General features: G+C 34.1%; 2 protein-coding genes. Both read right to left on the bottom strand.

Annotated features, from left to right (window positions below; all coding sequences use genetic code 11):
* The coding region (locus CWM53_RS32285; RefSeq protein ID WP_100750722.1) for an acyltransferase family protein at positions 1 to 662 on the bottom strand (662 nt) is incomplete at its 3' end.
* 383 nt (positions 663 to 1045) lie between these two features.
* On the bottom strand, positions 1046 to 1389 hold a 344-nt coding region (locus CWM53_RS04410), incomplete at its 5' end, for a UDP binding domain-containing protein (protein ID WP_319829937.1).

The raw sequence follows: 1389 nt of genomic DNA, 5'->3' as shown, positions 1-1389 counted from the left end.
TTTATAAAATACAAATATTCCACAAAAAACAAAAGACAAGTCACCAATATAATGGATCTATTTGTCAAGAGCCTCATAAATACAGGATAATATTTATTGAAAACACATCCTAAGAAGAAAAATAGAATATTCTGACTCACATAGTTGAAATTAAATCTATTACCAATGTCATCACTGTAAACATAGATGACAAAGGATATGAGAAAGAAAGCCGGTAACATCTTCAAAAAATATTTCTTATGATATATAATCGTGCATATGATAAAAATCATAAAAAGAGCATACAGGAACCAAAACTGAGCACGTGGGTGCATAGGAAATAGCAAAACCTCGGAAAGACTTGTCTTTGCATTAGTATATTTCGAGAAAAAAACCTCGACCCCCCCTTGGATTAAAGACCACAAAACATATGGATATAGAATGTTTTTAACCTTACTCAATAAAAAACCTTCTTTAGATTTGTTATTTATTGAGCTAACAAAAAAGAGACCAGAAAGAAAGAAAAATAGTGGCATATGGAAAGAATAGATAATATTGTCTAAATAGTGATATATTTCAGATGAAATATAAATGCCGGAACTATACAAGCCTCTATTAGCGTGACCGAAAACAACCAGTATGATCCCAATACCCTTGGCATAGTCAACCCATGTTTCTCTCATAGTTGCACTCACTTTTCCTTCGATATTCATTTAAAAATAGCATTATAATTATATATCAAAACATCGCCATATAATAATGAACAATAACCGCACTCATTATTATATAACATAGGACTTTATAACACTAAAAAAGATAGCTTTCGAGCACATATTAAAAAATAACAACCGCACTTGAACAATGAAAACTGACAGTAATTTAATAAAGCATTTAAACAATAGTTACTAACAGTTCTTACTGTCATCTATTTACCAATAATAGTAAATAGATTTAGTTATGCCCCAATGAATAGTACTAATTAAAATAAATTACTATTCAAAAAGGGCATCTGATATATCTTTTAAAAAACCAAATCGGTGATTCGATTCGCCTGCGTATTTATATTTTAGTCATTTCCAAAAAGATCACGCGTGTAAACTTTACTTTTCACGTCCGCTAACTCTTCCGCCATACGGTTGGAAATGATCACATCCGCCTCTTGTTTGAAGGCATCCAGATCGCGTACGACGCGTGAGTTGAAGAACTCATCTTCCTGCATTACCGGTTCATAGATAATAACCGGAATACCTTTCGCCTTGATGCGCTTCATAATGCCCTGAATGGAAGAGGCACGGAAGTTGTCCGAACCACTCTTCATGATCAGGCGATACACACCCACCACTTTCGGCTTACGAGCGAGAATAGAATCCGCGATAAAGTCTTTACGGGTACGGTTGGCATCGACGATAG

It is taken from the genome of Klebsiella sp. A-Nf5 (genome assembly GCF_002810545.1).
GTDB classification, from domain to species: Bacteria; Pseudomonadota; Gammaproteobacteria; order Enterobacterales; family Enterobacteriaceae; genus Klebsiella; species Klebsiella variicola.
The sequence above is the reverse complement of the archived record's forward strand: the minus strand, read 5'-3'. Positions and strand labels throughout refer to the sequence as shown.